Origin of the sequence: Comamonas sp. AG1104 (assembly GCF_003350425.1) — a bacterium.
GTDB lineage: Bacteria > Pseudomonadota > Gammaproteobacteria > Burkholderiales > Burkholderiaceae_C > Comamonas > Comamonas testosteroni.
The window spans coordinates 26,830-49,775 of record NZ_QQAS01000010.1 but is presented as its reverse complement, the minus strand read 5'-3'; the positions used below and the strand labels follow the sequence as shown (position 1 = coordinate 49,775).

18 protein-coding genes are annotated in these 22,946 nt (G+C 62.4%); 9 read left to right on the top strand and 9 right to left on the bottom strand.

The annotated features are described in order from the left end of the window. Positions 1 to 12 precede the first annotated feature (12 nt). Genes DFO48_RS22060 through DFO48_RS22050 form a run of 3 tightly spaced genes read right to left on the bottom strand, consistent with a single transcriptional unit; the run spans position 13 to position 3,742 of the window. The gene (locus DFO48_RS22060) at positions 13 to 798 is read right to left on the bottom strand and encodes a xanthine dehydrogenase family protein subunit M (RefSeq protein WP_003078788.1); all 786 of its coding nucleotides are present in this window, start codon (positions 796 to 798) and stop codon (positions 13 to 15) included. A 46-nt stretch (positions 799 to 844) separates the two neighbouring features. After that, positions 845 to 3,232: a xanthine dehydrogenase family protein molybdopterin-binding subunit gene (locus tag DFO48_RS22055; protein ID WP_114864769.1), complete on the bottom strand. Its 2,388-nt coding sequence runs from the start codon at positions 3,230 to 3,232 to the stop codon at positions 845 to 847. 39 nt (positions 3,233 to 3,271) lie between these two features. Further along, positions 3,272 to 3,742, bottom strand: a complete 471-nt coding sequence (locus DFO48_RS22050; protein WP_003078784.1) for a (2Fe-2S)-binding protein — start codon at positions 3,740 to 3,742, stop codon at positions 3,272 to 3,274. A gap of 158 nt (positions 3,743 to 3,900) precedes the next feature. Here DFO48_RS22050 and DFO48_RS22045 point away from each other — a divergent pair, with 158 nt between their 5' ends. The 4 genes from DFO48_RS22045 (at position 3,901) to DFO48_RS22030 (ending at position 8,649) form a co-directional block, all read left to right on the top strand. Then, positions 3,901 to 5,073 (top strand): helix-turn-helix domain-containing protein, encoded by a 1,173-nt coding sequence (locus DFO48_RS22045; RefSeq protein ID WP_114864768.1) that lies wholly within the window; start codon positions 3,901 to 3,903, stop codon positions 5,071 to 5,073. 345 nt (positions 5,074 to 5,418) lie between these two features. After that, positions 5,419 to 6,039 carry a TRAP transporter small permease subunit gene (locus DFO48_RS22040; protein WP_042438194.1) on the top strand — a complete coding sequence of 207 codons (621 nt, stop codon included), beginning with the start codon at positions 5,419 to 5,421 and terminating at the stop codon, positions 6,037 to 6,039. Between the two features lie 19 nt (positions 6,040 to 6,058). Next, positions 6,059 to 7,900 (top strand): TRAP transporter large permease subunit, encoded by a 1,842-nt coding sequence (locus tag DFO48_RS22035; RefSeq protein WP_003078780.1) that lies wholly within the window; start codon positions 6,059 to 6,061, stop codon positions 7,898 to 7,900. Between the two features lie 164 nt (positions 7,901 to 8,064). Next, a complete protein-coding gene (locus DFO48_RS22030; RefSeq protein WP_233506490.1) occupies positions 8,065 to 8,649 on the top strand; it encodes a hypothetical protein in 585 nt (194 codons plus the stop codon). On the opposite strand, the gene DFO48_RS22025 is transcribed toward DFO48_RS22030, so the two are convergent. From DFO48_RS22025 to xseB, 5 genes are all read right to left on the bottom strand, one after another. Next, the gene (locus DFO48_RS22025) at positions 8,618 to 9,700 is read right to left on the bottom strand and encodes a TRAP transporter substrate-binding protein (RefSeq protein ID WP_003069176.1); all 1,083 of its coding nucleotides are present in this window, start codon (positions 9,698 to 9,700) and stop codon (positions 8,618 to 8,620) included. The genes DFO48_RS22030 and DFO48_RS22025 overlap by 32 nt on opposite strands. A gap of 186 nt (positions 9,701 to 9,886) precedes the next feature. Beyond that, a complete protein-coding gene (locus DFO48_RS22020; protein WP_114864767.1) occupies positions 9,887 to 10,969 on the bottom strand; it encodes an ABC transporter substrate-binding protein in 1,083 nt (360 codons plus the stop codon). A 214-nt stretch (positions 10,970 to 11,183) separates the two neighbouring features. Then, positions 11,184 to 13,052, bottom strand: coding sequence for a 1-deoxy-D-xylulose-5-phosphate synthase (gene dxs, locus DFO48_RS22015; protein ID WP_114864766.1), 1,869 nt, complete (start codon positions 13,050 to 13,052; stop codon positions 11,184 to 11,186). A 65-nt stretch (positions 13,053 to 13,117) separates the two neighbouring features. Next, on the bottom strand, positions 13,118 to 14,059 hold the full coding sequence (locus DFO48_RS22010; RefSeq protein ID WP_114864765.1) for a polyprenyl synthetase family protein: 942 nt from the start codon (positions 14,057 to 14,059) through the stop codon (positions 13,118 to 13,120). A gap of 37 nt (positions 14,060 to 14,096) precedes the next feature. Beyond that, positions 14,097 to 14,336 (bottom strand): exodeoxyribonuclease VII small subunit, encoded by a 240-nt coding sequence (xseB, locus tag DFO48_RS22005; protein ID WP_114864764.1) that lies wholly within the window; start codon positions 14,334 to 14,336, stop codon positions 14,097 to 14,099. A 431-nt stretch (positions 14,337 to 14,767) separates the two neighbouring features. Here xseB and DFO48_RS21995 point away from each other — a divergent pair, with 431 nt between their 5' ends. The 5 genes from DFO48_RS21995 to flhC all read left to right on the top strand — a co-directional run bounded on the left by DFO48_RS21995 (position 14,768) and on the right by flhC (position 19,580). Next, positions 14,768 to 15,907: an aromatic ring-hydroxylating dioxygenase subunit alpha gene (locus tag DFO48_RS21995; RefSeq protein ID WP_003078766.1), complete on the top strand. Its 1,140-nt coding sequence runs from the start codon at positions 14,768 to 14,770 to the stop codon at positions 15,905 to 15,907. Between the two features lie 84 nt (positions 15,908 to 15,991). Further along, complete coding sequence (locus tag DFO48_RS21990; protein ID WP_003078764.1) at positions 15,992 to 16,906, top strand: DMT family transporter; 915 nt, start codon at positions 15,992 to 15,994, stop codon at positions 16,904 to 16,906. A gap of 207 nt (positions 16,907 to 17,113) precedes the next feature. Next, complete coding sequence (locus DFO48_RS21985; protein ID WP_114864814.1) at positions 17,114 to 18,025, top strand: sulfurtransferase; 912 nt, start codon at positions 17,114 to 17,116, stop codon at positions 18,023 to 18,025. Positions 18,026 to 18,663: 638 nt separating this feature from the next. Next, entirely contained in the window at positions 18,664 to 18,990 is a 327-nt protein-coding gene (gene flhD, locus DFO48_RS21980; RefSeq protein WP_003069145.1) for a flagellar transcriptional regulator FlhD, read from the top strand. A 38-nt stretch (positions 18,991 to 19,028) separates the two neighbouring features. Then, complete coding sequence (flhC, locus tag DFO48_RS21975) at positions 19,029 to 19,580, top strand: flagellar transcriptional regulator FlhC (protein WP_003052834.1); 552 nt, start codon at positions 19,029 to 19,031, stop codon at positions 19,578 to 19,580. 447 nt (positions 19,581 to 20,027) lie between these two features. On the opposite strand, the gene ppc is transcribed toward flhC, so the two are convergent. Then, entirely contained in the window at positions 20,028 to 22,877 is a 2,850-nt protein-coding gene (ppc, locus tag DFO48_RS21970; protein ID WP_114864762.1) for a phosphoenolpyruvate carboxylase, read from the bottom strand. Positions 22,878 to 22,946: the final 69 nt, after the last annotated feature.

Genomic DNA, 22,946 nt, shown 5'->3' with positions numbered 1-22,946 from the left:
CGGCCAAGCCGCTCAGGCAGAGAGCATCTGATCCACCGCCCGCTGCGTCAGGACGCTGATCAGCTGTGCCCGGTAGCGCGCACTGGCGTGCAGATCGCTGTTGAGTTCGCTGTCGTCGATCAGCACCGCAGCGGCCGCAGCGGCCGTGAAGCTCTGGTTGAGCGCGGCTTCCAGCCCCGCATGGCGGAAGACCGACAGCCCCGCGCCGGTCACGGCCACACGCACGCCCTGCGTCGTCTGCGCCACAAAAACGCCCACCAGCGCAAAGCGCGACGCGGGCTGCTTGAACTTGATATAGGCCGCCTTTCTGGGCACCGGAAAGCGTACGGCCTTGATCAGCTCGCCCTCTTCCAGTGCCGTGGTGTACATGCCCTGGAAGAAGTCGTCTGCCGCTATCTCGCGCCAGTTCGTGACCACGGTGGCACCCAGCCCCAGCACCGCACTGGGATAGCAGGCCGCAGGGTCGTTGTTGGCCAGCGAGCCGCCAATCGTGCCGCGCGCGCGCACCTGCCGATCGCCAATGCCGCCTGCCAGTTCGGCCAGCGCTGGAATGGCGGCCTGCACCTCGCGGCTGGCCGCCACATCGGCATGACGGGTCATGGCGCCGATCTCGACCTGATCGCCGCTGACGCGGATTCCCGCCAGACCATCGACCTGGTTGAGATCCACAATCGCGCCAGGCTGGGCCAGGCGCAACTTCATGGAAGGAATCAGGCTCTGGCCGCCGGCCAGAAACTGGCCGCTGGCAGCGCTCACCTCATCCAGCGTCCGGGGATTGGAGTAACTGAAGGCATACATATGTGTTGTCCTCTCTTCCTCTCAGTCGGGGGTGTTCAGGCAGCGGTCAGGGGCGCGCAGCATCGATGGCCTCCCACACGCGGTGCGGGCTGGCAGGCATGTCCAGATCCTTGACACCCAGCGAATGCAGTGCATCGAGCACGGCGTTGATCACGGCAGGCGGCGAGCCTATGGCCCCGGCCTCGCCGCAGCCCTTGGTACCCAGCGGGTTATGAGTGCAGGGCGTGCAGACCGTGCCCAGCTTGAAGTCGGGCAGATCGTCGGCGCGGGGCATGGCGTAGTCCATGAAACTGCCGGTCAGCAACTGCCCCGAGTCACGGTCGTAGACGCAGTTCTCCAGCAACGCCTGACCTATCCCCTGGGCCAGTCCGCCATGAACCTGACCCTCCACGATCATGGGGTTGATGATGGTGCCGAAATCGTCCACGGCACTGAAGCGGTCGACGCGCACCACGCCCGTGGCAGGGTCCACCTCGACCTCGCAGATATAGGTGCCGGCCGGGAAGGTGAAGTTGGTGGGGTCGTAGAAAGCAGTCTCGTCCAGCCCCGGCTCCAGCTTGTCCAGCGGATAGTTGTGCGGCACATAGGCCGTCAGCGCAATCTGGGCAAACGGCAGCTTTCTGTCGGTGCCGCGCACCGTGAACTCGCCTCCCGCGAAATCGATGTCGGCGTCGCTGGCCTCCATCAGGTGCGCGGCGATCTTCTTGGCCTTGGCCTCGATCTTGTCCAGCGCCTTCATGATGGCCGCCCCTCCCACGCTGATGGAGCGCGAGCCATAGGTTCCCATGCCAAAGGGCACGCGGCCCGTATCGCCATGGACGATCTCGACATGCTCGACGGGAATGCCCAGCCGCGCCGCCACCACCTGGGCAAAAGTCGTCTCATGCCCCTGACCGTGGCTGTGAGAGCCCGTGAACACCGTCACGCTGCCTGTGGGGTGGACGCGCACCTCGCCGCACTCGAACAGGCCGGCACGCGCGCCCAGTGCCCCGGCAATATTGCTGGGCGCCAGACCACAGGCCTCGATATAGCTGCTGTAGCCCAGGCCGCGCCTGAGGCCTTTGGCCTCGCTGGCGGCACGCCGGGCCGCAAAGCCCGCCACATCGGCCAGTTGCTCGGCCTGATCCATGCAGGCTTTGTAGTCGCCGATGTCGTACTGCAGCGCTACCGGCGTCTGATAGGGAAAGCTGGTGATGAAGTTGCGGCGGCGGATTTCGGCCTGGGACAGATTCATTTCCCAGGCGCAGCGACTGACCAGGCGCTCGAGCAGGTACGTGGCCTCGGGGCGGCCTGCGCCCCGGTAGGCATCCACGGGCGAGGTGTTGGTGAACCAGGCATCGACCTCGATATGGATCTGCGGCGTGGTGTACTGCCCCGCCAGCAGCGTTGCGTAAAGAATCGTCGGAACGGCGCTGGCGAAGGTGGACAGATAGGCACCCAGATTCGCATCGGTATGCACGCGCATGGCCAGGAACTTGCCGTCGGCATCCATGGCCATCTCGGCATGGCTGACATGGTCGCGGCCGTGGGCATCGGTCAGGAAGGATTCGCTGCGATCGGCCGTCCACTTGATATTGCGGTTGAGCTTCTTGGCCGCCCAGGTCAGGCAGACATCCTCGGCATACAGAAAGATCTTGGAGCCGAAGCCTCCACCCACATCAGGCGCAATCACGCGCACCTTGCTCTCCGGCAGCCCCATGACGAAGGCCGTCATCAGCAGCCGCTCCACATGCGGGTTCTGGTTGGCCACGTACAGCGTGTACTCATCCATGGCGCGGTTGTAGCTGCCGATGGCCACGCGCGGCTCCATCGCATTGGGTATCAGCCGGTTGTTGACCAGGTCCAGCCGCGTCACATGGGCCGCGCCCGCAAACACGGCATCCACAGCCGCCTTGTCGCCAATCGCCCATTTGTAGCAATGGTTGTCCGGGGCAATGTCGTGAACCACGGCCCCGGGCTTTTTGCCGCCCGCTGCATCGGCCACATTCACCACCGCAGGCAGCACCTCGTAGTCAACCTCCACCAGCTCCGCGGCATCGCGTGCCTGCTGCAGGGTCTCGGCAACCACCATAGCCACCTGATCGCCCACATAGCGCACGGTATCGAGGGCCAGAATCGGGTGCGGCGGCTCCTTCATGGGCTCGCCATTGGTGCTGGTGATCAGCCAGCCGCAGGGCAGGCCGTTGATACCGGCTGCAGCCACGTCGGCCCCTGTGAGAACACCGATTACGCCCTCAGCTGCCTTGGCTGCATCGATGTTGACGCTGCGCAACCTGGCATGGGCATGGGGCGAGCGCACAAACACCGCATAGGTCTGTGCGCCCAGCGTGATGTCGTCCGTGTACTGGCCTGCGCCGGTCAGAAAGCGCTCGTCCTCGCGGCGCAAAAGGGGCTCGCCGATATGCGGCAGCTTGGAAAAGTCAGATGCACCCATGGTGTGTCTCCTCTTCTAGTTGTAGTTGTGATGCGCGACTCAAGCGGCGCTCATGCCGTCGCGACCCGCCTTGACGGCGGCGACGATGTTCTGGTAGCCCGTGCAGCGGCAGATATTGCCTTCGAGCAGTTCGCGGATCTCGGCATCGGTGGCCTGAGGTTTTTGGCGGCACAGATCCACCGCACTCATCACCATGCCGGGCGTGCAGAAGCCGCACTGCAGGCCATGGCACTGCTTGAAGGCCGCCTGCATGGGGTGCATGGCTCCATCGGCTGCGGCCATGCCCTCTATGGTCTGGACCTCGGCGCCCTGCGCCTGCACGGCCAGCATGGTGCAGGACTTGATGGCCTTGCCATTGACCAGCACCGTGCAGGCTCCGCACTGACTGGTATCGCAGCCCACATGGGTGCCGGTCAGGCGCAGCTGTTCACGCAGCGCCTGCACCAGCAAGGTATTGGGGGGGACGTCAATGCTGGCCGCGCGGCCATTGACCGTGAACTGAACATTCATCGTGATGCCTCCTGCCTATATCCGAAGAGTTGGGTAACAAAGCACAACCGCACTCTCTATGGTGGGCAGTTACCGCGATGCAAGGCGCTAGGGTTGACCCCCAAGTCAGGCGCAGTACGCACAGATATTCTCAAAATGAAACACTGTCCGGAGTCCGCATGTCGCCCGCCAGCCTCGCCACATCCGCGCAAGCCGCAGCCCATCCAGGTTCACGCCACTCCCTCCTTGTCCAGGCCAGGCAGCTGCTGCTGGAGGCGGACTCCTCCCATGCGCTGATACCGTCTGGCCTTGCCCCCTGGCTCTGGCGCTCCTGGCAGCGCTGCATGGCCCAGGGGCGCCATCCCGCGCAAAGAGTGGAGTTCGAGGCGGTTGGACCTCATGCGCTGCGCCACGCCCAGGATCGGCACCAGTTGCTGCTGCAGGCCGCGCGCCCGGTCATGACGCAACTGGTGGCGGCCGTGGGCGCCATGCGCTACTTCTGCCTGCTCACCGATGCGCAGGGCCTGGCGCTGGAGGTGCAAGGCCCCGTCGACCACAGCGATCTGCGCGCGCTGGCCGTTGGCCGGGTCGGCGTGGACCTGTCCGAGCGCGGCGTGGGCACCTCGGCCATAGGCGCGACGCTGGCCGAGCTCAGCCCGGTATGGCTGCACCGGCAGGAACATTTTTTTGACGATCTGCGCGACTACAGCTGCGCAGGTGCTCCGGTATTCGGCCCTCAGGGCGAATGCCTGGGCATGCTGGACATCACCGGCATTGATGTCCCCGAGCGCCCCGAGCTGCTGCTGCTGGCGCTGCGCTGTGCACGCGCCATCGAAGATCGATTGCTGCGGGCCCTGCCTCACACCCTGCTGCTGCGCGTGAACTGGCCAGGCGGGCCGCTGGGCCAGGAGGGTGAAGGCCTGATGGTCTTTGATGCCGAAGGCAGATTGCTGGGCAGCAATACCGTGGCCAGGCAACTGGTGCCACGTCCGCTGCAAGCCCCTGGTGAGGATTCGCTCATTCAGAGCCATGAGCTGCTGGCCCTGCCCTGGAGCCATCTGATCGAGCATGCGCGCCAGCGGCCCGAGACGCCACTGCAACTGCCGCTGTGGTCCGGTCTGCGCCTGCTGGCGCTGGCACAGGCCGGCCCCTTGCTGCGCGCCCCCGTCATGACGGGTTCCGGCGCAGCCTGCCGGCAAATACCTGCCAATGCCATGGCCACGCCGCTGCGCACCAGCGAGTTGCTGCTGATTCAGCAGGCCATGCAGGAGGCTCACGGGAATGTAACCGTGGCAGCCCGCAATCTGGGATTGAGCCGAGCCACGCTCTATCGCCGGCTGGCCAGCAAATAAGAGGTCTTGAACCGGATTCAAGGCAGTTTGACTCTCTCCGGATTTGCCCTAGTTTCAGCACATAGACGCCCTCCACGACAGCAGGCGCCCACTAGCATCAAAGCCCATCAAGAATCAAAAATACCTCAATAAAACAATCATCTAAGCGGCACCAGCCATGCACTTGCAGCTATCGTGCGCATAGCAGACACAACTGACGCTCGGGCGCCACATTTGCGTGCGTATTTGTAAAAAACACCATAACTGCGTCCGTAGAATCTCCAGTTCGGTTCAAAAACTCAGATCGCCCTAAGGCTTACCAGCCCAACAGCGCGACGCATACACGGCCTACTTTTTGGAGACACCATGCAGGCTTTACTTGCCCTGTCCAGGGCTATCGACAGGCTCAACGCCTTCGTCGGCAAATATTCAATCTGGCTGATATTTGCCGCCACCTTCATCAGCGCCGCCAACGCCATTGTTCGCAAGGCCTTCGACACCAGCTCCAATGCCTTTCTGGAAGTCCAGTGGTATCTGTTCGCATGGTCCTTTCTGATTGCGGCGGGCTACACCCTGCTGCACCGCGAACATGTGCGCATCGACGTGATCAACAGCCGTCTGTCCAAAAAGGCCCAGGTCTGGATCGACATCGTCGGCTTTGCCTTCTTTCTCACCCCGCTATGCCTGACCATTCTGTGGCTGAGCATGCCGGTGGTGATTCAGATGTACCAGTCCGGAGAAATGTCGGGCAACCCCGGCGGTCTGATCCGCTGGCCCGTATGGACGGCGATTCCTGTAGGCATCACCTTGCTGCTGCTGCAGGGCATCTCCGAGCTGATCAAGCGCATTGCCTTCCTGACCGGTGACGGCCCCGACCCCATGGGCAAGCTCAGCGACAAGAGCGCCGAGGAAGAACTGGCCGAGGCCCTGCGCGCCGAAGCCGATCGCAAGCAGGCTGAGGCGCTGGCCGCCCAGGCCAAGGCATAACGGTAGCGGGAGACAATCGATGGAATTTATCGCTACCAACTACGCCCCCATCATGTTTGCGGGGCTGATCTGCTTTTTGCTGCTGGGCTTTCCCGTGGCCTTCAGCCTGGGCGCCGCAGGCCTGACCTTCGGCTTTCTGGGCATCGAACTGGGGGTGTTTCCCTCCTCCGTGATGGCCTGGCTGCCCCAGCGCCTGATCGGCATCATGGCCAACGACACCTTGCTGGCCGTTCCCTTCTTCACCTTGATGGGCCTGATTCTCGAACGCTCCGGCATGGCAGAGGACCTGCTCGACACTGTCGGTCAGGTGTTCGGACCGATCCGCGGCGGTCTGGCGCTGGCCGTGATCTTTGTGGGCGCGCTGCTGGCCGCCACCACCGGCGTGGTTGCCGCTTCGGTGATCTCCATGGGCCTGATCTCTCTGCCCATCATGCTGCGCTACGGCTATGACCGCCGCCTGGCATCGGGTGTGATTGCAGCCTCGGGCACGCTGGCCCAGATCATCCCACCCTCGCTGGTGCTGATTCTGATGGCCGACCAGCTGGGCAAGAGCGTGGGCGATATGTACAAGGGCGCCTTCATTCCCGGCTTCATGCTCATGGGCCTGTACGTGGTCTGGGTGGCATTCCTGGCCATCTTCAAGCCCCATACCGTGCCTGCACTGCCGCCCGAGGCGCGCATCTACCGCGAGTCCAACGGCAACTCCGGCTATACCTCGCTGGTCGTGGTGATGGGCCTGTCCACCATCGTGGCCATCTTCCTGGCCAGCCATATGGCCGACCTGCACACCTGGTGGCAGGGCAAGGAAGTCACCGAAGTCGCCACTGACGAGAAGATCGTCACCGCCATGTGCGGCGGCACCTTCATCGCCTTCGTGATCGCCGCGCTCAACCGGGTCCTCAAGCTGGGCCTGCTGTCCAAGCTGGCCGAGCGCGTGACCTTTGTGCTGATCCCACCGCTGCTGCTGATCTTCCTGGTGCTGGGCACCATCTTCCTGGGCATTGCGACTCCCACCGAAGGCGGCGCCATGGGCGCCATGGCAGCACTGATCATGGGTTTTGCCCGCCGACGCCTGAACATGGATCTGCTCAAGCAGGCCCTGGCCTCGACCACCAAGCTGGCAAGCTTCGTGATGTTCATCATGATCGGCGCCACCACCTTCAGCCTGGTGTTCCAGGCCGCCGACGGCCCCAAGTGGGTGGAACACCTGCTGACCAGCCTGCCCGGCGGCCAGGTTGGCTTCCTGATCGTGGTCAACATCATGATCTTCTTCCTGGCCTTCTTCCTGGATTACTTTGAACTCTCGTTCATCGTGGTTCCGCTGCTGGGCCCCGTGGCCGAGAAGATGGGCATCGACCTGATCTGGTTCGGCGTGCTGCTGGCCGTGAACATGCAGACCTCGTTCATGCATCCGCCCTTCGGTTTTGCACTGTTCTTCCTGCGCTCGGTCGCTCCGGACAAGCAATACGTTGACAAGGTCACGCACAAGGTCATTGAGCCCGTCACCACCATGCAGATCTACAAGGGTGCCGTGCCCTTTGTGCTGATTCAGCTGGTGATGGTGGGTGTGCTGATCGCCTTCCCCGGCATCGTGACCGGCGCGCTCGACAAACCGGTGGTCGTGGACATGAACAAGGTGGGCGACGAGATGCTCAACCAGCTCAATGATGCTGGCGGCGGCTATGGTGCAGACAACCCCTTCGGAGCGCCTGAAGGCGGTGAAGAAGGCTCTGCTGCGCCAGAGGCCCCTGCCGATGGCAGCCAGCCTGCTCCGGCCGCGCCCGATGCGGGCGGCTATGGCTCGGACGACCCAGCCAAGGCCTTGCAGGATTCGCTGAACGCAGCTCCTGCGAGCAAGTAAATCGGCTCCCCTTCGCTGATACAGCCCCGGCTCGCAAGAGCCGGGGCTTTTTCATTGAGCAGAGATTGCTGAGTGATAGATTTGCTGCTTTCCCGGGAAACCGCAATGAGCATCGCCGAATTGCTGACCTGCTGTCACCGGCAGCCAATGCTCAGGACTCTCATGTGAAGGCGGCCTATCGCAACAGCGATGGAACGCTGGCTACCGAAGGTGCATGGAATCTGCCCTGCCTGGTCGATGCCATCCCCGCATCGGAAAACAGCGCAGAACCTGCAAAGGTGGATTCACAGACCCGGCTCGAATTCGAACCCATTCATTTCCGCCTCGGTGATTCCGCAGTGGAGCTGCAGCCCTTTGTCTGGGACTGGCTGTCGCTGCAAGTGCAAGGTCTGGCGGAAGAAAAGGCCTCCAATGCGCTCATCGACTGGTTCAACGATTGGTTTGATGGGGACGATGAGAACGAGCCCGATAAGGTGGGGCTGCAGCAAGTCGTTCACTTCATGTCGGACCCGCAAGTCCTGGCAGGAGGAGTGAAAGCGACCATGGACCTTGGCTCTGCACTTGTCGAAGCCCTGGAGGATTTGCTGTTTGCGCTGTCCTACGCAGGAGCCGCTCAACTCAGGCTCGCATCATTTCGGACGCATGAAAAAAACCGCAGCTTGCTGCGGTTCTTTTGCAGCCGACGCATGGCGCCGGCACTCTGGAGTCTGAGCGCAATCAGATCTTGGCAGTCGCCATGTACTGATTGAAAGGGTACTCGGAGAAGCGGTTCCACAGAATCTGGTCGCGCTGGAAGGCGCGCATGTCCTGGTGGATCTTCTTGAATTCGGGCGACTTGGCTTCGTGCTCGGCAAACACTTCCATGGAGGCCTTGAAGCCGGCGTCCATCAAAGGCTTGGGGAACATCTTGAGCTGGGTCTTGTTGGCCACCAGGCGCTTGATGGCCTGAGGATTCAGCACTTGGTACTTGCTGGTCATGTCGGCGGCAGCCACGCGGGTTGCAGCGTCCAGGATCGCCTTGTTCTCGGGCGACAGCGCGTTGTACTTCTTGATGTTGATGAAGAACTCCAGCTCGGCAGAGCCTTCCCACCAGCCGGGGTAGTAGTAGTAAGGCGCAACCTTGTTGAAGCCCAGCTTCTCATCGTCGTAGGGACCGACGAATTCCACGGCGTCCAGCGTACCCTTTTCCAGAGCCTGGTAGACATCGCCAGCAGGCATGTTCTGCGCCACCACGCCCAGCTTGGCCATGGCCTCGCCGAACACGCCGCCGCCCAGACGCATCTTCAGACCCTTGAGGTCTTCCACGGTCTTGATTTCCTTGCGGTACCAGCCGCCCATCTGGGTCGTGGTGTTGCCGGCCGATGCGGTCTTGAAGTTGTACTTGGCAAAGAAGGCGTCGAGCAGCTTGCGGCCGTTGCCATGGTCTTTCCAGCCGTTCATCTGCAATGCGGTCAGGCCAAAGGGCACGGCGCAGCTGAAGGCGAAGATGGGATCCTTGCCGGTGAAGTAATAGGCAGCGGTCTGTGCCATGTCGATGGTATCGCCCTGCAGCGCATCCACCACACCGAAAGCGGGCATCAGCTCGCCAGCGGGGTGCACCGAAATCTCGAACTTGCCGCCCGACATGGCCTTGACCAGTTGCGACAGCTTTTCAGCGCTGCCGAAGATGGTGTCCAGCGACTTGGGAAAGCTGGAGGCCAGGCGCCAGCGCACAGCGGCCTGGGCGTGAACAGCAGGTGCTGCACCCGCAGCCAGCACGCCAGCGATACCGGCATTTTTCAGAATGGAACGACGATCCACTTTAGTCTCCTTGAGGAACGAATTGAGCTGATACAGACCACTGATCTATGCCAGCTTGTTTTATGCAACAGGCACAAAATGTACACGAGCCAACCGTTTCGCAAGCGCTAAAAAGTGACCGTTCGCTTAAGAAGTTCTACCTAGTGAGGTGCATCAAATCAGGCCTCGGCAGGCAGCGACCGATGCTTACAGCCGTACCGCGCTCATATAGCTGGCATAGCGGAACTCGGAGAAACGATCCCAGAGCAACTGGTCATGCTGGAATCCGCGCATGCTTCTATGAATTTTCTTGAACGATGCCGACTTGGCCTCATGCTCGGCCATGGTGGCCATCACGGCCTTGAAGCCCGCATCCATGAGCTCGCGCGGAAAGGCTCGCAGCTGCACGCGCTCACTCAGCAGCTTCTTGAGCGCAGCGGGGTTGTACGCAAGGTACTTGGCCGTCAGATCCTTGGCGGCCAGCGCCGCTGCGGCCTCCACCATGGCGCGCAGCTCAGGCGTCAGGGCCGCAAAGGACTTGGCGTTGATGAAATAGGCCAGCTCGGCGCCGCCCTCCCACCAGCCCGGATAGTAGTAGTAAGGCGCGATCTTGCCGAAGCCCAGCTTCTGGTCGTCATAAGGGCCGACAAACTCCACCGCATCAAGGCGGTTCTTTTCCAGTGCCTGCTGCGCATCAGCGATGGGCATGTTGACGGCCTGCACGCCGAGCTTTTGCAGCGCATCGCCGAGCAAGCCACCTCCAGCGCGCATGCGCAGACCATGCAGATCCTGCACGGTCTTGATTTCCTTGCGGTACCAGCCCCCCATCTGCGTGCCGGTATTGCCGGCACTCAGACTCTTGATGTTGTACTGCGCGTAGAAATCATCCATGAGCTTGCGCCCACCGCCCCACTCCATCCAGGCATCCATCTGCCGCGCCGTCAGACCAAAGGGCACGGCGCACCCGAGTGCAAAGCAGTAGTCCTTGTCGGTGAAGTAGTAGGGTGCCGTCAGAGCCATGTCGACCACGCCGTTCTGCACCCCCTCCATCACGCCAAACGCGAGCATCAGTTCGCCTGCAGAGTGCACGCTGACCTCGATCTGGCCGCCCGACATAAGACGCAGCGACTGGGCAAATTTCTCGGCCCCGCCAGAAATGGCATCAAGGACTTTGGGGAAACTCGTCACCAGGCGCCAGCGCAGCACCTCCTGGCTGCGCACTGCAGGAGCCACGCCCGCTGCCAGCACACCGGCCATGCCCACATGTTTGACGAGTGAGCGACGATCCATGAATATTTCTCCGCTAGTAGTTGTCCATTGCAAAGTCGGCTGCAGCAGCCTGATCACAGGCCGGCAGCCACAGGCATTCTAGGAACGCAGACGCCGGCCGTGTGGCGATTCGCGGTTGCCGTCAGTTTTCTTGACGACAAGCAATGAAAAAGGCCCTTCATGGAAGGGCCCGGTGTCAATCCATTGGACTTGCGCAAACCATGTCCATATTGCGTCAGCCCGCAGCCAGACGCTTGCGGATGGAGGCCTCGATGCCTGCCGCATCCAGCCCTTGCAGCGCTAGCAGCTTGGCGGGGTCGCCATGCTCGATGAACTCGTCAGGCAGACCCAGCTGCAGCACGCTCTTGCTCAGGCCATGGGCGGCAAGGCTCTCCATGACGGCACTGCCAGCGCCGCCCATGATGCAACCCTCTTCCAGCGTAACGATGAGTTCATGCTCGGCGGCGATCTGGAGCAACAATTCTTCATCGAGAGGCTTGGCCCAGCGCATATTGGCCACGCTGGCATCCAAGGCTTCGGCGGCCTGCAAGGCAGGGTACAGCAAGCTGCCGAAAGCCAGAATCGCCACCTTTTTGGAGGCCGACTCGCGGCGCATCTCGCCCTTGCCGAAGGGCAGACCTTCCAGACTTTCCAGCGGAGTCACGCCCACACCGGCGCCGCGCGGATAGCGGACGCAGACGGGGTGATGCTGCTCATAGGCCGTGCTCAGCAACTGGCGCGTTTCACGTTCGTCAGCCGGGCAGGCCATGCTCATATTGGGAATGCAGCGCACAAAAGCGATGTCATAGGCACCGGCGTGCGTCGCGCCGTCGGCGCCCACCAGACCAGCGCGATCCAGCGCAAACACCACGGGCAGGTTCTGCAGCGCGACGTCGTGGATCAGCTGGTCATAGGCACGCTGCAGGAAAGTGGAATAGATGGCCACCACGGGCTTGACGCCTTCGCAGGCCATGCCGCCGGCGAAAGTGACTGCATGCTGCTCGGCAATGCCCACGTCGTAGTAGCGACCGGGAAAGCGCTTGTGGAATTCCACCATGCCCGAGCCTTCACGCATGGCGGGCGTGATGCCGACCAGACGCTGGTCCTTGGCCGCCATATCACAGAGCCAGTGACCAAACACCTGGGTGAAGGTCTGCTTGGCAGGCGTGGCCGGCTTGACCAGACCAACTGCCGGGTCGAACTTCCCGGGGCCGTGATAGGCCACGGGATCGGCCTCGGCCAGCTTGTAGCCTTGACCCTTTTTGGTGACCACATGCAGGAACTGCGGGCCCTTGAGACCCTTGATGTTCTCCAGTGTGGGAATCAGCGAATCGAGATCATGGCCGTCGATGGGACCGATGTAGTTGAAGCCGAATTGCTCGAACATGGTGGCAGGCACGACCATGCCCTTGGCCTGTTGCTCCAGACGCTTGGCCAGCTCCAGCAAGGGCGGCACCTGCTTGAGAACGCTCTTGCCCACATCGCGGGCCTTGGCGTAGAACTGACCGCTCATCAGCTGGGCCAGATAGCGATTGAGCGCGCCCACAGGCGGGCTGATGCTCATATCGTTGTCGTTGAGGATGACCAGCAGGTTGGCATCATGCACGCCGCCGTTGTTCAGCGCCTCGAAAGCCATGCCGGCCGTCATTGCGCCGTCGCCGATCACGGCGATGGCCCTTCGGTCTTCACCCTTTTGCTTGGCGGCCAGAGCCATGCCCAGCGCAGCAGAGATGCTGGTGGACGAGTGCGCTGTGCCAAAAGTGTCGTATTCGCTCTCGGCCCGCTGAGGAAAGCCGGACAGGCCGCCGAACTGGCGCAGCGTGCCCATGCGATCGCGGCGACCGGTCAATATCTTGTGCGGATAGGTCTGGTGGCCCACATCCCAGACGATGCGGTCATAGGGCGTGTTGAACACCGAGTGCAGCGCCACGGTCAACTCCACCGTCCCCAGGTTGGAGCTGAGGTGCCCGCCGGTCCTTGAGACGCTGTCGATCACATAGGTGCGCAGCTCTGCAGCCAGGCTCTTGAGCTGGGGGCGCGAGAGGCCGCGCATATCTGCGGGATCGTTGATGTTGTGCAGCAGGGAAGAGGTATTCGTGGACATGTTCTATATTTTTAATAGCTGCTAGTGTTTACCAATACTGGATTACAGGGCTTCTCTATTAAATCTCAGTGGGTACGCTGCACGACCATATCGGCCAGTGCACCCAAGGCCTGCGTGTCGGCCAGACCGCTGCGCGTCAAGGCGGCATGAGCCTGCTGGCGCAGCTGCTCGGCATGGGCTCTCGCAGCCTGCAGCCCCAGAAGCGACACAAAAGTGGGCTTGTCATTGGCCGCGTCCTTGCCGGCCGTCTTGCCCAGCGTTGCGGAGTCGGCCACCACATCCAGAATGTCGTCCACCACCTGAAAAGCTACGCCCAGTGCCTGGCCGTAGTCGGTCAGCGCAGCCAGTGCCCTGACGTCGGTCTGCGCATTGCAGGCAGCCCCCATGAGCACGCTGCCCAGCAGCAGCGCACCGGTCTTGAGGCGGTGCATTTCGCGCAGTTGCGCCTCGCTCAGTTGCTTGCCCACGCTGGCCAGGTCGATGGCCTGGCCGCCGGCCATGCCCTGGCTGCCCGCCGCCGCGCCCAGCAGACGGCAAAGCTTGGCCTGCATGGAGCAGGGAATGCCGTCGTCTTCAGGCAGCAGCAGCTCGAACGCCAGGGCCTGCAGAGCATCGCCGGCCAGCAGTGCCGAGGCTTCCCCAAACTGCACATGCACGGTGGGCTTGCCACGACGCATGGTGTCGTTGTCCATGCAGGGCATGTCGTCGTGCACCAGGGAATAAGCGTGAATCAGCTCAACAGCGCAACCTGCACGCAGCGTGGCCGCAGCCAGACCGCCCACTGCCTCGGCAGCCGCCCATACCAGCAGCGGTCGCAAGCGCTTGCCGCCATCGAGCACGGCGTAGCGCATGGCTTCACCCAGGCCCGCAGGTGCATTGATGCCCACCCAGCGCGACAGCGCATCTTCGGTGCGCGCCAGTCTCTCCTGCATCCAGACGGAAAAATCCAGGGCAGGCTTGCCCTCGTTCAAAGGCGTCGATGGTTGGGCAATCATTGATTCATTCATGGGTGCATCTTCAAGGCAAAAAGCGCGGACGCCGGGATCAGTCCTGGGTCCAGGCGGACAGCTTGCCTTCATCCAGTACCTTGACCTGCTCCTGCACGGCTTCGAGCTGGCTGCGGCAAAAGCCGAGCAGCTCGGCTGCACGCTGGTAGCCGCTGAGCATCTGCTCCAGCGGCAGCTGACCCGACTCGATCTGCGCAATCAGTTGTTCCAGCTCCTGCAAAGCAGCTTCATAGCTGACAGGCTGTTCGGTTTTTTTGACGGCAGCGGCCTTGGGCATGGAGGGTGTGGCTTATGTTGGACGAAAACGACGATTTTAGGCGTCCCTGCACCATTGGCGTGCAATGCCCGCAAAGCCGGCCGGAGAGAGATGTCTTGGCTGTGACTTCCGGCCAGGTCGGCGCCGTTCTTGCCGACCTTTTTGGCGACCTGCCAAGGTTTGCGCGCGGCTGGCATCTTGCTGACAGGATTTTTCGCTAGATCGACGAAATAACGTCAATACACGTACCAGAAAAACGGAAATAACCCCACAGCCTATAATCCCATTCCCGTCAAGCCGGCCCCGTGCCTGGTCATCCGGTCGGGCAAACGAGTCGGCTGTCCAAGCCACCGCCTATTGCCTGAAGCCCGTGTCCAGACAAGGCCGGTTTCGTTTTTTACCGTGTGCGCACGTGCACCCTCCCTGTGGGGAGTCTTTAGGTCAGGTCATCCATGACTGATTTAAGTCTTCAACTGCAGCAGGCCGCAAGCCAACTACCAGTTTCAAGTTATTTCGACGAAGCGCTGTTCCAGCGCGAGTTGGAAACGATTTTCAAGCGCGGCCCGCGCTATGTGGGCCATCAGCTGGCCGTTCCCGAGATAGGCGACTACTACGCCCTGCCTCAGGAAAAAGAGGGGCGCGCCTTGGTGCGCAATGCCAAGGGCGAGATCGAGCTGATCTCCAATGTCTGCCGCCACCGCCAGGCCGTGATGCTCAAGGGGCGCGGCAATCTACTGTCCGAGGGCAAGGGCCATGCCGGCGGCAACATTGTCTGCCCGCTGCACCGCTGGACCTACAGCACCAGCGGCGAGTTGCTGGGCGCACCCCATTTCAGCCACGACCCCTGCCTGAACCTCAACAACTACCGTCTGCGCGAGTGGAACGGACTGCTGTTCGAGGACAACGGCCGCGACATCGAGGCCGACCTAGCCGGCATGAAGCTGCGCGAGCAGCTCCAGTTCGACGGCTTTGTGCTCGACCATGTCGAGATGCACGAGTGCAACTACAACTGGAAGACCTTTATCGAGGTCTATCTGGAGGACTATCACGTCGGCCCCTTCCACCCCGGTCTGGGCAACTTCGTCACCTGCGACGATCTGAAGTGGGAATTCGCCAGCGAGTACTCGGTGCAGACCGTCGGCGTGGCCCCCAGCTTCGGCAACCCCGGCTCGGACATCTACAAAAAATGGCACGAGGTGCTGCTGGCCTACCGCAATGGCGAGCTGCCCGATCGCGGCGCCATCTGGCTGACCTACTACCCCCACATCATGGTGGAGTGGTATCCGCATGTGCTCACGGTCTCGACCCTGCACCCGCTTGCCGTGGACAGGACGCTGAACGTGGTGGAGTTCTTCTACCCCGAGGAAATCGCCGCTTTCGAGCCCGAGTTCGTGCAGGCCCAGAAGGCCGCCTACATGGAAACCTGCATCGAGGACGACGAGATCGCCGAGCGCATGGACGGCGGCCGCAAGGCCCTGTATGAACGCGGCGACAACGAGGTCGGCCCCTATCAGAGCCCCATGGAAGACGGCATGCAACATTTCCATGAGTGGTATCGCCGCATCATGGGTGACAGCGTTCCCCAACGCTGAATGAGGTAAACCTCAAGACTGATAGCTGCTATCGCTTACCCCATAAGCACAGCAGCTATTTTTTTATGCTGAATTGAGTGAGATATGCAAGCCCTGTGGATGGTGTTGGCCGCGTTGATTTTTGCGGTCATGAGTGTGTGTGTGAAGTTTGCCTCCCAGGACTTCAATGCGGCGGAGATCGTGTTCTACCGCGGCCTGGTCAGCATGGCGCTGCTGATCTGGCTGGCCAGGCGCAGCGGCGTGACGCTGACCACCCAGTACTCGCGTGAGCATGCCTGGCGCAGCTTTGTCGGCGTGATCTCCATGGGTGCCTGGTTCTACGCCATCGGCCATCTGCCGCTGGCCACGGCCACCACGCTCAACTCAATGAGCAGCATCTGGATGGCGGTGTTTCTCATCGCCCAGGGCCTGTGGATGCGCCATACCCTTCGCAAATCCTATGCGGCCGAGCCCGAAACCCGCCGCGCCATTCCGCCCTTCCCCTGGGGCCTCGTGTCCACGGTGGTGGCGGGTTTTGTCGGCGTGCTGCTGGTGCTGCGCCCGACCAGCGCCCCGGCCAGCGAATGGGTGGCTGCGCTCGGCGGCCTGTTTGGCGGCATGTTTGCGGCCATGGCCTATATGCAGGTGACCACCCTGTCGCGCCTGGGCGAGCCTGAAACCCGCGTGGTGTTCTATTTCTCGGTGGGCTCGGCCGTTGCTGGCGGCATCACCATGCTGTTCACCGGCATCTCGCCCTTCCCCGGCTGGAGCGCGCTGTGGCTGGTGCCCGTGGGCGTGCTGGCCGCCGTGGCCCAGGTCTGCATGACCAAGGCCTATGCCTCGGCAGGCAGCAAGACCAACACTCTGGTCGTCGCCAATCTGCAGTACTCGGGCATTGTGTTTGCCGCCCTGCTCAGTCTGGTGCTGTTCGGCGAGAGCATCCCCCTGATCGGCTGGGTGGGCATTGTGCTCATCGTCGCCAGCGGAGCCGCAGCAACCGCCTTGCGTTCCAGGGGCTAGCCATGGCAGGGGGCGCCCTGCGCCTTCGCCATGCACGTCAGCAGCCCCAGCCTGCCGCGCAGTCCACGCCGGATCTGCGCGGCTTGCCATATCCAAACAATGAAGCGGCGGGGCACCGGCGCTACGGCCCGATCGCATAATGGTCTGCATGCCGCAAGACTGCACGCCATGCCGTCTGCAGCCATTCAATCTTTGGAGCAGCAAGCCATGAATCACTCGACGCCCGAGCACTACAACACCCTGATTTCCGTCGAACAGCTGGCCGGGCTCAAGGCCAGCGGCAAGCCCTTGATGGTGTTTGACTGCAGCTTTGACCTCATGAATCCGCCTGCCGGCCGCGAGCAGTATCTGCAGGTCCATATCTCCGGCGCAGTCTTCGCCGATCTGGACAAAGACCTCAGCGCACCGCATGGCACGCCCGGCGAAGACGGCCAGGTCGCCACCAGCGTGCAGTCGGCATCCGGTGGCCGCCACCCCTTGCCCACGCGCGAGCGCTTTTCCGCCTGGCTGTCGTCCATCGGCTTTGCCAACGATATGCAGGCCGTGGTCTATGACCGCAACGCTGCCAATTACTGCGGTCGCCTGTGGTGGATGCTGCGCTGGGCCGGCCACGATGCCGTGGCCGTGCTCGATGGCGGGCTGCAGGCCTGGCAGGCGGCCGGCCAAGCCTTGAGCAGCGGGGAAGAGCCCGGCCATTTCCAGTCCAACTTTGAACTGGGCCAGCCGCTGGAGACGCTCAAGACCGTCGCTCAGGTCGAGGCCGACCTGGGTCAGGCCACCCAGACCCTCATCGATGCCCGGGCCCCGGCTCGCTACCGCGGCGAGGTGGAGCCCCTGGACCCGGTGGCAGGCCACATCCCGGGTGCGCTGAACCGCCCGTTCGGCAGCAATATCGCCGCCGACGGACGCTTCAAGCCCGCAGCGCTGCTCAAGGCAGAGTTTGACCAGTTGCTGGCCGGGCGCGACCCCGCCAGCGTGGTGCACCAGTGCGGCAGCGGTGTCAGCGCCACCCCCAATGTGCTGGCCATGCGCATTGCCGGCTTTGCTCCCACTGCCTTGTTTGCCGGCAGCTGGAGCGAATGGTGCAGCCAGCCCTCCCGCCCGGCCGAGAAGGGCTGAGCCTGCCGCACGCCGGTGCCGCGCCAGACACCGGCCTCAAACAGGCATGCTCTCCCCCGCGCTTGCCGGGTTCAGCCCCTGGGCCACGGACACAGTGCACCGTGATCACGGCAGACAGGCGCAAACTAGGTGCGGTGCGGTGCGCTTGATCAGCGCCAAGCCAAGCCAGGCCAGACCAAGCCAGACCAAGCCCACTCCTTCGCGACGCCCCGAGCCTTGGCGGCATGGCCGAGGCTCATGTCCGCACTCCCATGCCGATGCAGCTTGGCAACCCGGCTGCGGACCGTTATCACAGGGAATCCGGGCCGCCCTGTTTCATAGGCGATCAGATACCGAATAAAAAGCCGCCTATTTCCTCGTTTGTCATCTTCCGGACAGATTCACAATACATGCACCAGCGGAATCCGGCCTGATGCAATGTCAGCCCCCACGCGGCACTCCGAGTCATCCCGAAGGACGGCAAGGCAGTAAGGGAAATCCTACATGCCTGCCTGTAAAACCAGACCGGCGATACCGACGCTCCCCGACTTCAGTTCGATCAAGGCTTGAAACACAATTCATTTCAACAGATCGAAACACTTTTAACGTCTTGTTTGTGTGTGCCGTGACGGTCTGTCGAGATTGAAAGGACTGGACCCATGAACAACGAACAACTGCTTGCCGAGATCCGCGAAGCCAACCTCACCTACCTGATGCTGGCCCAGACCCTGATCCGCCAGGACAAGGCCGAGGCCGTGTTCCGTCTGGGTCTGAACGAAGAGTCCTGCGACCTGCTGGGCTCGCTGTCTTCGGCCCAGGTGCTCAAGCTGGCATCGCGCAACACCTTGCTGGCCAGCTTCCGCGCCGATGACGAAATGGTCTGGAGCCTGCTGACCAATCACAGCAGCAACAAGATCGGCAACGCCGCCACCAATACGCTGCACGCCAACATCCTGATGGCCAGCCGTGTCTCCGAAGTGCTCTGAGCACCCGCTAGCGACTACCTGGTTTTTAGGAGAGATTGATGCCCGCCGCCAAGACTGCCACCAAAAGCGTTCTGAACGAATCCAAGCAAATCGAGCGCGCCGCCATGCTCATCGAGATGGGCGCCCGCATGCAGGTGCTGGAGTCCGAGACCACGCTGTCTTATGAACGCCTGATCCGGCTGTACAAGGAAATCTCGGGCAAGTCTCCCTCCAAGGGCCAGTTGCCGTTTTCCACGGACTGGTTTCTGACCTGGCAGGAAAACATCCACAGCTCGCTGTTCCTCAACATCTACGAATACCTGTCCAAGGGCGTGGAGCTGGACTCGGCCGAGCAGCTGACCAAGGCCTACCGCCTTTATACCGAACAGATTCAGGCTGCCGAACTTGAGGTGCTGCTGTCCTTTACCCGCGCCTGGCGCCTGGTGAAGTTTGTCGATGCACAGATGCTGACGCGCACCCAGTGCTCGGTCTGCAAGGGCCAGTTCGTGACCGAGCCTTACGAGAATGCGCGTCACTACCAGTGCGGCCTGTGCAACCCTCCCGCTCGCGCCGGCAAGAGCAAGGCGGCTGGCTCCTTGATGCTTCATTGAGGGGTTGACTCCCCCCGAGCCGCTTTGCGGCTTCCCCCTGAGGGGGGACGACATCCTCGCTGCGCGGCGGCGCTTGCTTGATGTCTCGCTTTTGGAGCATGAGTGCTTGAAGGCTTTTCAACTTTCATAGCAACTAGTGCCATATATAAAAGGGTTTGAAGCATTCATATGCCTCAAACCCTTTATGCATTGGCGCAGGCAGCTCCTAAAGTTGCTGCCTATCCCCCGTGATCTGCTGCGATGCTTTTAGCGTGCCCGGCCTTGATGGCTGCGAAGCTGCGACAGCATTTGCTTGATGGCTCACTGTGCAAGCATGCTGGTTTGACGCCATTTCAATTTTCATAGCTGACAGCGCCATATAAAAAAGGATTTCAAGTACTTATATACCTAAAACCCTTTATTCATTAGCGATATAAGCTCCTTATTCAGGAGCACCCGCCAGCGCTCTCAACCCGTGTTGCGTACTCCGGCGGCAATGCCGTTGATGGACAGGTGGATGCCGTTCTTGACCCTGTCGTCGGTCTGTCCCGCACGCCAGCGGCGCACCAGCTCCACCTGCAGGTGGTTGAGCGGATCGATATAGGGGAAGCGGTGGCGGATGGAACGCGCCAGTGCCGAGTTGTGCTCCAGGCGCTGCTTGTCACCCGTTATCTGGTTGAGCGCCTCCACAGTGCTGTGCCACTCGGCTTCGATCGCACCGAAGATGCGGCGGCGCAAGCGCGTGTCGGTCACCAGCTCGCTGTAGCGCGAGGCCAGGTTCAGGTCGCTCTTGGCCAGCACCATGTCCATATTCGACAGCAGGGTGCGGAAGAACGGCCACTGGCGGTACATCTTCTGCAGCAGTGCCAGCTGCGCCTTGGCATCCTTGCCGGGGCGGTGGATGAAGGACTGGATCGCCGAGCCGAAACCATACCAGCCCGGCAGCGTCAGTCGGCACTGCCCCCAGCTGAAGCCCCAGGGAATGGCGCGCAGGTCCTCGATGGCCTGGGTCGCCTTGCGCGATGCGGGGCGCGAACCGATATTGAGTTCGGCGATCTCGCGAATCGGCGTGCTGCTGAAGAAGTAATTGGTAAAGCCCGGAGTCTCGTAGACCAGCGCGCGGTAGGCCGCCATGCTGGCTTCGGACAGAAACGCCGCAGCCTCCAGGAAGGCCTTGGTCGCCGGCTTGGTCGGCTGCAGCAGCGTGGCCTCCAGCGTGGCGGCCACCAGGGTTTCCAGGTTGCGGCGCCCGATCTCGGGGTTGGCGTATTTGGAGGCGATGACCTCGCCCTGCTCGGTCAGGCGGATCTGACCGCGCACCGTGCCCGGTGGCTGCGCCAGGATGGCCTGATAGCTGGGGCCGCCGCCACGTCCCACGGTGCCGCCACGGCCATGGAACATGCGCAGCTGGATGCCGTAGTGGTCGGCCAGATCGTCAAACAGATCGACCAGCGCAATCTCGGCCCGGTACAGCTCCCAGTTGCTGGTGAAGATGCCTCCGTCCTTGTTGCTGTCGCTGTAGCCCAGCATGATGTCCTGCTCGCCGCCACTTTTTCGGACCAGCTCGGCAATGCCTGGCAACTGGTAGTAGCGGCGCATGATGGGCGCGGCATTGCGCAGGTCTTCGATGGTCTCGAACAGCGGCACCACGATCAGGTCGCATTGCGCACCGTCCTGCAGGGTGCCGCGCAGCAGGCCCACTTCCTTTTGCAGCAGCAGCACCTCGAGCAGATCGCTGACGGTCTCGGTGTGGCTGATGATGCAATGGCGAATCGCCTCGCCGCCCAGACGCTCGCGCAGGCGCTTGGCGGTCTCGAAGATGGCCAGCTCGCTGCGCGTGTGGTCGCCGTAGTCGCCACCCATGACGCGCAGGGGGCGTGCGTCTTCGAGCAGGCGCACCAGCAGCGCGCATTTGGCGTCTTCTTCGAGCAGGCTGTAATCGAGCTCGACCTTGGCGACCGAGAGCAGTTCGCGCACCACTTCTTCGTGCTTGTCCGAGCTTTGACGCAGATCCACCGTGGACAGATAGAAACCAAAGACCCGCACGGCGCGCATCAGCGGGCGCAGGCGCTGCGGCGCCAGGGCATTGCCGTGATAGCGCGACAGCGAGTCGTCGATGATCTGCAGATCGGCCAGAAACGCGTCGGCCGAAGCATAGGCGTTCTGGGGCGCTACGGCGTGGCGTGCCGCCTCGCCGCCCGTCAGCTGCCTGAGCGTCGCGGCCAGCCGCGCATAGATGCCCGTCAGCGCCCGGCGATAAGGCTCGTCACTGCGGTGCACATTGTGGTCGGGCGAGGCATCGGCCAGCGCCTGCATCTCGGGCGTGATGTCCACCAGATTGGCCGACAGCGACAGCTCGCCGCCCAGATAGTGCACCTCGCGCAGATAGTGGCGCAGCGCCACGTCGGCCTGACGCGTCAGGGCCAGCTCCAGACTGTCGGCCGTCACAAAGGGATTGCCGTCGCGGTCGCCGCCTATCCATTGACCCATGCGCAAAAAGCTCTGCTCGGGCAGCTTCTCGCCCAGCTCCTGCTCCAGCTGCTCGTAGATCTTGGGGATCTCCTGCAGGAACGTCGCCTCGTAATAGGACAGGGCGTTCTCGATCTCGTCGGCCACCGTGAGTTTGGAATGGCGCAGCAGCCGGGTCTGCCAGAGCTGGGCCACGCAGGCACGCAGTTGCGCCTCCACCCGCGTCAGCTCGCGCGGGGTCAGTGCATCCTTGGCACTGTTGTAGAGCTGGGCACGCATCAGGATATCGTCGCGCTCGGCCAGCAACTGGGCAATGCGGCGCTCGGCCGTCAGAATGCTCTGGCGCTGCACCTCGGTGGGGTGAGCCGTCAGCACGGGCGAGATGAAACTCCTGGCCAGCGTATTGACCACGGTGGCCGTCGAGATGCCCGCCCAGCGCAGGCGCGCCAGTGCCACCTCGATGCTGCCCTCCTGCGTGTTGCCGGCGCGCTCGTGCACGGCGCGACGGCGGATGTGGTGGCGGTCTTCGGCCAGATTGGCCAGGTGCGAGAAATAGGTGAAGGCGCGAATCACGCTCACCGTCTGATCGCTGGACAGCCCCTTGAGCAGCTTCTTGAGCGCCTTGTCGGCCGCTTCGTCGGCATCGCGCCGGAAGGCCACCGAAAGCTGGCGTACCTGCTCGACCAGTTCGTAGGCCGGCCCGCCCTCCTGCTCGCGAATCACATCGCCCAGAATGCGCCCCAGCAGCCGTATGTCCTCGATCAGCGGCAAATCCTTGTCGGTCTTGCGTGCCGGCTTGTCGCCATGTTTGTCTGCATGTGCGGCGCTCTTGGGGCGGGCGGAAGGCATGAACTATTCTCCTTGGGCACGGTGTAAGGCAACTTGCCATGCTAGCATTCCCTGTTACCCGCTTGAGAC

What these genes read in the sequence shown, in the direction of transcription:
- ppc (WP_114864762.1), bottom strand. Translation starts at nt 22,877, where the DNA reads ATGCCTTCCGCCCGCCCCAAGAGCGCCGCACATGCAGACAAACATGGC.
- DFO48_RS22035 (WP_003078780.1), top strand. Translation starts at nt 6,059, where the DNA reads ATGGAATTTATCGCTACCAACTACGCCCCCATCATGTTTGCGGGGCTG.
- xseB (WP_114864764.1), bottom strand. Translation starts at nt 14,336, where the DNA reads ATGCCCAAGGCCGCTGCCGTCAAAAAAACCGAACAGCCTGTCAGCTAT.
- DFO48_RS21995 (WP_003078766.1), top strand. Translation starts at nt 14,768, where the DNA reads ATGACTGATTTAAGTCTTCAACTGCAGCAGGCCGCAAGCCAACTACCA.
- flhC (WP_003052834.1), top strand. Translation starts at nt 19,029, where the DNA reads ATGCCCGCCGCCAAGACTGCCACCAAAAGCGTTCTGAACGAATCCAAG.
- DFO48_RS22010 (WP_114864765.1), bottom strand. Translation starts at nt 14,059, where the DNA reads ATGAATGAATCAATGATTGCCCAACCATCGACGCCTTTGAACGAGGGC.
- DFO48_RS21990 (WP_003078764.1), top strand. Translation starts at nt 15,992, where the DNA reads ATGCAAGCCCTGTGGATGGTGTTGGCCGCGTTGATTTTTGCGGTCATG.
- DFO48_RS22045 (WP_114864768.1), top strand. Translation starts at nt 3,901, where the DNA reads ATGTCGCCCGCCAGCCTCGCCACATCCGCGCAAGCCGCAGCCCATCCA.
- DFO48_RS22060 (WP_003078788.1), bottom strand. Translation starts at nt 798, where the DNA reads ATGTATGCCTTCAGTTACTCCAATCCCCGGACGCTGGATGAGGTGAGC.
- DFO48_RS22020 (WP_114864767.1), bottom strand. Translation starts at nt 10,969, where the DNA reads ATGGATCGTCGCTCACTCGTCAAACATGTGGGCATGGCCGGTGTGCTG.
- DFO48_RS21985 (WP_114864814.1), top strand. Translation starts at nt 17,114, where the DNA reads ATGAATCACTCGACGCCCGAGCACTACAACACCCTGATTTCCGTCGAA.
- DFO48_RS22040 (WP_042438194.1), top strand. Translation starts at nt 5,419, where the DNA reads ATGCAGGCTTTACTTGCCCTGTCCAGGGCTATCGACAGGCTCAACGCC.
- dxs (WP_114864766.1), bottom strand. Translation starts at nt 13,052, where the DNA reads ATGTCCACGAATACCTCTTCCCTGCTGCACAACATCAACGATCCCGCA.
- flhD (WP_003069145.1), top strand. Translation starts at nt 18,664, where the DNA reads ATGAACAACGAACAACTGCTTGCCGAGATCCGCGAAGCCAACCTCACC.
- DFO48_RS22050 (WP_003078784.1), bottom strand. Translation starts at nt 3,742, where the DNA reads ATGAATGTTCAGTTCACGGTCAATGGCCGCGCGGCCAGCATTGACGTC.
- DFO48_RS22055 (WP_114864769.1), bottom strand. Translation starts at nt 3,232, where the DNA reads ATGGGTGCATCTGACTTTTCCAAGCTGCCGCATATCGGCGAGCCCCTT.